Source organism: Armatimonas sp. (assembly GCF_031410135.1).
Taxonomy (GTDB): domain Bacteria; phylum Armatimonadota; class Armatimonadia; order Armatimonadales; family Armatimonadaceae; genus Armatimonas.
Map to the genome: position 1 here is coordinate 1 of NZ_JANNYP010000591.1, position 5655 is coordinate 5655.

Genomic DNA, 5655 nt, shown 5'->3' on the forward strand with positions numbered 1-5655 from the left:
ATAGACGGAGTTGCCGTTTGGGTGGGCCATAGTGATGCTCATTCTGGTTCTTTCCTTTTTGCCCTGGGGAGATATAGAGGGAACGGAAAGTGTCTCAAATCATTGTGGCACACAGGGGAGCGACGAATCTCTTTCCCTGCCCTCGTAGATTCTGGAGCGGACATCAATGTGATTCCTTACTCTCTAGGGCTTGCACTTGGGCTAAATTGGAATGATTCTCGTATTGGCCCTACCCTCACGGGGAAGTTTGCGAACATCGAAACTCGTCTTATTGTTCTCCCTGCCGTGGTCGGAAACTTCGCGCCCATTGATTTAGTGTTCACTTGGATGGCACAAGATACCGGCCCCGTGATACTAGGGCAGATGAACTTTTTCCGCGAGTTTAATGTGTACTTCTATGGTGTTGAAAGTATTTTTGAACTCGAAAGAGCGACACCATAAGTGGGCGCATCGTATTTCATCACGAGCGAGCAACACTCGGAATTCGTCTGCTTAGAGGTTAATGGTAAGTGTCTTTTGAAAGCAGGGGATGAACTCGAACGTCTCGCTAAAAGCCTGGAAGTAAATCCACTTAGCTCGTTTCTCTCTGGAGATCCTAATGAAGCCTTTCAGTTGATGGAAGTGCCCGACGAATATTTTGACCAAGAGACAGGGCGCTACGATCACGCGGCAGTGGAGGAATGGCTTGGTTTCACCATGCCGGAAGAGACCTGGTTTGAGCCAACCGATGGGCTGACTACGGTAAGAGCATTGTTGACGCATCTTCAAAAAGATCCCAGTGGCATTCCCGACCCCGAGGGAGTAATTCAGGATTTACAGGACTGTGAGCGCGTTCTCGAAGGACTTCATGAAAACGGAATTCGCTGGCATCTGACGGCAGACTTTTAACATGAAGCGCTCTACTCGTTTGGGAATTTGGGTTCTTAGTGCTGGCTTGTTAGCGGCTCTTGCGACCAACATCATTTTGTTCAGCCAGCTTCGGCGACAGCGGCTGGAGAACTTTACGGTTCGGCTTGATCCGCTGGGGCAGAAGATCTATGCGACTGAGCTTGCTCCGAAAGAGGGTGCGGTGGTGTTCTTTGGCGACTCGCGGGCGCAGATGTGGACGCTCCCGAGTGTGTCAGGTCAGATATGTATCACGCGGGGCGTGGGACGGCAGACGACGGCACAGGTGAGGGGGCGGCTGGAGCGGGATGTGTTGCGGCTCAAGCCTGCGTGTGTTGTTTTGGAGTGTGGCATCAACGACCTGCGCAGCTTGCCACTCTTGCCCGAGCGCCGGACTGTGCTCAAAGACGATTGTGTGACAAATCTTGCGGCGATGGTGGAGACGCTACGAAAAAACAAGATCCGTGTGGTGCTCTGCACGATCTTTCCAGTGCGAACGCCCAAGCCCTGGCAGGAGCCGTTCTGGTCGGACGAGGTCGTCGGTCTGGCTCAGGAAACCAATACGGAGCTTCGGAAGCTCGCCGGAGAGGGTGTCCAGATCTTGGAGACAGAGCCGATTCTGGCGGGATCTGATGGCAAAGTCCTCGCTGAGCTGGCTCTAGATCACTTGCACCTGAGTCCGGCGGGCTATGAAAAGCTCAATGTCGCACTGGTACCACTGCTCAAGTCGCCGTAAACTGCCGGTGTGATATCCGTGATCCCCGACGATTTCTCTCCGTTTGACCCAACCGAGGCGGCGCATGTGGCGCAGGTGCGGGAGTTTGTGGACCGTGTGGCAGAGCCTGCGTCGCGCTCGACTTTGGAGGGGCACCTGACGGGCTCGGCGTTTTTGGTGAGTGCGGATGGCACGGCAGGCTGGTTGATCTGGCACGAGAAACTCCAGCGCTGGCTGCAGCCGGGGGGACACTTGGAGTCCGAGGACGTCTCGCCGTGGCACGGAGCCTTACGCGAGCTTTGTGAAGAAACGGGCTTGTCCGAGGCCGATGTGGAGAGCGACGGCGCACTCTTCGATGTGGACGTGCATGCCATCCCCGCACGCGGCGACGAGCCGACGCACTTTCACCACGACATGCGCTTTCTCTTTCGGCTCCGTGCAGGCGTCGAGCCAGCCACGGGCCGCTGGATCGCACTTACGGAGCTGGCGGTGTTTCCTGAGGCGTCGCTGAGCCGTCTAGCACGGAAAGCGCTTGCTGGATAACGCCGCGTGAGAGTAGTATCCGCGTGTGTCCCACGCGCGGCACCTCGACCAGCGTGGAGCCCGGCCATCTCGCCGCGATAATCTCCGCCTCTTCGTAGGGGACGCTGGTGTCGGCGCGGTCATGGAAGATCGTCAAGGGCGGCGGACTCGCAACCCGTTCGAGAGCGCTGAGTACCGAGAGATTCGCACTGAACTCCGTCTCAAAGTAGCGTACGAGCTCGTCTGCCTCGGCTTCGGTGAGTCCCTCGCGTAGGCCATGGTTTTTGAGGCCGTCGTAGACAAAGCAGATTGGGGCAAGAAAAACAACGCGTCCGGCCTGAACGCCGGCTGCCAGGGCGAGCGTCGTCGCAATGGCTCCGAGCGAGTGCCCGATAATCCCGTGAATTGGCCCACCGTGCCACTCTGCCAGTGCCTTGAGGGTTCCCGCGTTGGCGGGGGCACTTGCCAGCGTCCCCTCGGAGTCGCCGTGGGCCGGGGCATCGTAGGCAAGCACGTGGTAGCCCGCTTGTGTGAGTGGCTTTATCCAGCCCGCAAACTGCGCCGCGCAGCCGCCCCAGCCATGAGCAAGAACAACGGTCGGCCCGGTGCCCGGCCACTCGTAGCAGGTGACGGTCTTCTGCGCTCCCAGCACCTCGGGGTAGCGCTCCGCCGGGAAGCCTTCAAGAGGTACCGTGGGGAGGGTGAGAGAAAAACGCCTCGGCTCAATCGGGAAGCTAGGGGAAGGAAAGCGGGGCGGGGTAAGCCAGAGGGATACAAGCTCAGGAAACGTCACACCGCTATTCTATCGCTTATTGCGCTGTGCGATGCAGCGATCACGGCTGGAGCGGGCCTCTGCATCTTGGGGTAGGTGCACCAGAACCTGCTCCCACTCGATAATCGCACGTGGCAGACGCCCTTCCTTCTGGCACCAGCGGGCAAACTGGCGGTGCTGCTCGGGGTTCTTGAAGTCATCACGGGTATTTGAAATCCAGCGCGTGTACTCTTCCCCCGAGCGGCGTAGCTCCCGGCTTCGGGCGAGGAGCACCTCTCCTCGGGCACGCTGACCTTGGCGAACTAGAAGCTGCCCCATGCCGATCAGAAGGGGCTGGCTATCTGTCTGAGGCGTGTAGATCTTCTCCCACTCTGCCAGCGCTTCTTTTTCTTTTTTTTGCGTGAGCAGGATCTTTCCGATCCAGTAGTGGCCATCTGGGGCACTATCCGGGGAGAGCTGGAGGTAGCGCTGTGCGAGCTCCAGAGCAGTGGTTAGCTCTGTGGGGGCTCCCTTTACTTTCTGTTGGGCCAGGCTGAACTGCGCCTCGACCTGGGCGGAGAGAATACCAGGCTGACTGGGAGCTGATTTTTCGGCGGCGGCAAGTGTTGCGAGCGCCTCGGTAAATCGTTTTTGAGCCATCTGGTTTCGGGCGAGCAGAACCGACGTGGGCCAGTCATTAGGCGTCTGTTTGAGAGCGGCCTGGAGGGATTTTTCCACCTCATCGTAGGCACCCATCTGGTCGTGTAAAAGTGCCTGCGCGGAATGAATTCCGGGGGTGTCGGGGGCAAGGCTTTGCGCCTGCTTGAGATGAGGCCAGGCCCGCTCTAGCCAGCCCAGGTGGGCTTCGATAAAAGCGAGAGTCACCAAGGCCGGGGGCGATTTTGGATCCAGCGCGACGGCTTTCTCGGCATAGAAAAGCCCACGATCTAGCCAGCCAAGGCGCTGATAGAGCTGCGAGAGTGCCATGCAGGCGGCGATATCCGGGGTGGGATTTGTTTGGAGTTTTTCCTCAATTGTCGCTAAGAGCTGAGCGACACGGGGGCGATTGTTTTGGGTGAAGGCGGCCTCACTTGCCTGGAAAAGCGCCTCCAAGCTCTCCGGGTTTTGCCCCAGGCTCTGCTCACTGGCCGTCGCTTTGTTTTTGAGAGTCTGAAGCGACTCTAAGCGCACTTGTTGGCTCTGTGTTTCGGAGCGGAGCTTCTCCACTTGCTTCCATTGGCGCTGTTGCCACGGAAGGCTGATGACAAAACCGAGTCCCAGGAGACCCAGGACGACAAAGAGAAGACGCCTTCCACGCGCCGGGGGGGGCGTGGAGGGTGTCCTCTCTGTGGATACTTTGGCGACGGGCATGGAAGGCTATTCTAGCACAACCGTGCTACCTGCACTAGCGGCCTTGGCTACCACTGCCACCCATGCTGCCACTCCCACCGCCCATGCCCATGGGGCGGCCACCGTAACCACCGCCGTAGCCACCACCACCCTGTCCACCGGGTCTGCCTTTAGAGCCGCCATAGCCGGCCATTGGATCATTTTTTGCTGCTTCCGCCCGCTTCCGTTGTCCATCTACGGTGGAGTTCGTATCACTTGTTGTTCGATTCACAAAAAAGTAGCCACCTATAGTCGCAGCAACCACGAGCGCTGCAATGATACCAAACATTAAGGGCTTGGAAATTTCTTGTTTCATAACGATTTTCCCAATTCATAAAAATATAAACCATTCGGGTTGAGGGTTCAGTTTTGCTAGTTGAGGCTCAATCGCCTTCACGATGGTTGTCGCCAGAGTTTCCTTAGCGCCTCGCAATGACTTCAGCCAGAATGGGTCACACCTAATTTATAAAGAAGCCCCTCAGGCATTGCCTGAGGAACTCCTTTCATTACCTCCCAAAACAAACCTATCTGAGGTTGCTACAGAGGCCAGCACTAACATTAACACCCCAACCCCAGCTGCTATTCAGGTTAGTATCTGTATCGCGAGTATTAGAGTTATCACGCTGCCACTGATTTCGACTAAGTGGGAAGAGGGTCTGGCCCCAAGAGCGCGAAGCAGCATGACCATCCCAGTAGACAAAGTTAGCTTTGTTCTGAAAGTGGCGCATGACCGCGCGATCGTTACAAAACCCTGTGTTATTGAGGATCCACTCAGGGTGGACATCTGAGTCGCGCCAGCGGGTCTCCGTCACAGCGATCGTGTCCGCAGGCCGCTCCAACTGTGCATCGGAGGGAGGAGCCAGATTAGCACCCCAGGCCGCAGCCCCCGTGTCCATGGTGGGAATCCAGGTCGAGGCAAAACCGTTCATTCCATAGCCCTGCGGCATCTGTAGATCGGGCTCGACTCCGTATCCTTGAGCCTGATCGTTCCAGTTGCCACCGTTGCTTGCAGGCAATCGTCCAGCCTTACCGCGACTTTTGATAGACTCGCTATTGGAAGGACATGCCATGATGCCCTTGTTCTTCAGGTATGGCTGAAGCGCATTGCGCCACATGAAGCCTTCGGTCAAGCCGTCCGCAAACGGAAGATTGGTTCGAGGATTGTAGCCCATGCGTAGTGGGGTGTAAATCTCGTCGTAATCCTGAGCATACATACGAAGCGACGTGCCGATCTGGCGCATGTTGGAGAGACAGGCAATCATACGTGCACGCTCACGGGCCTGAGCAAAGACCGGGAAGAGGATGGCGGCGAGAATCGCGATAATCGCGATAACAACTAACAACTCAATGAGTGTAAAACTCTGGCGTATCTGCTTCAACATTTTCATAACTG

8 protein-coding genes are annotated in these 5655 nt (G+C 57.0%); 4 read left to right on the forward strand and 4 right to left on the reverse strand.

Going from position 1 to position 5655, the window contains the following annotated elements; genetic code table 11:
- The 4 genes from RMO15_RS21655 to RMO15_RS21670 form a co-directional block, all read left to right on the forward strand.
- Positions 1-441 (forward strand): hypothetical protein (locus tag RMO15_RS21655; RefSeq protein WP_309717030.1); only part of this gene is annotated, 441 nt, incomplete at its 5' end.
- Positions 442-888 (forward strand): hypothetical protein, encoded by a 447-nt coding sequence (locus RMO15_RS21660; protein ID WP_309717033.1) that lies wholly within the window; start codon positions 442-444, stop codon positions 886-888.
- A 1-nt stretch (position 889) separates the two neighbouring features.
- Positions 890-1621, forward strand: coding sequence for a GDSL-type esterase/lipase family protein (locus RMO15_RS21665; protein WP_309717036.1), 732 nt, complete (start codon positions 890-892; stop codon positions 1619-1621).
- 9 nt (positions 1622-1630) lie between these two features.
- Complete coding sequence (locus tag RMO15_RS21670) at positions 1631-2143, forward strand: NUDIX domain-containing protein (RefSeq protein WP_309717038.1); 513 nt, start codon at positions 1631-1633, stop codon at positions 2141-2143.
- Here the strand turns inward: RMO15_RS21670 and RMO15_RS21675 are convergent.
- From RMO15_RS21675 to RMO15_RS21690, 4 genes are all read right to left on the reverse strand, one after another.
- Positions 2076-2915 carry an alpha/beta hydrolase family protein gene (locus RMO15_RS21675; RefSeq protein WP_309717041.1) on the reverse strand — a complete coding sequence of 280 codons (840 nt, stop codon included), beginning with the start codon at positions 2913-2915 and terminating at the stop codon, positions 2076-2078. The two genes, RMO15_RS21670 and RMO15_RS21675, sit on opposite strands and share 68 nt — an antisense overlap.
- 9 nt (positions 2916-2924) lie before the next feature.
- Complete coding sequence (locus RMO15_RS21680) at positions 2925-4244, reverse strand: tetratricopeptide repeat protein (protein WP_309717043.1); 1320 nt, start codon at positions 4242-4244, stop codon at positions 2925-2927.
- Between the two features lie 34 nt (positions 4245-4278).
- Positions 4279-4578 carry a hypothetical protein gene (locus tag RMO15_RS21685; protein ID WP_309717046.1) on the reverse strand — a complete coding sequence of 100 codons (300 nt, stop codon included), beginning with the start codon at positions 4576-4578 and terminating at the stop codon, positions 4279-4281.
- 208 nt (positions 4579-4786) lie between these two features.
- Positions 4787-5655 (reverse strand): prepilin-type N-terminal cleavage/methylation domain-containing protein (locus RMO15_RS21690; RefSeq protein ID WP_309717049.1); only part of this gene is annotated, 869 nt, incomplete at its 5' end.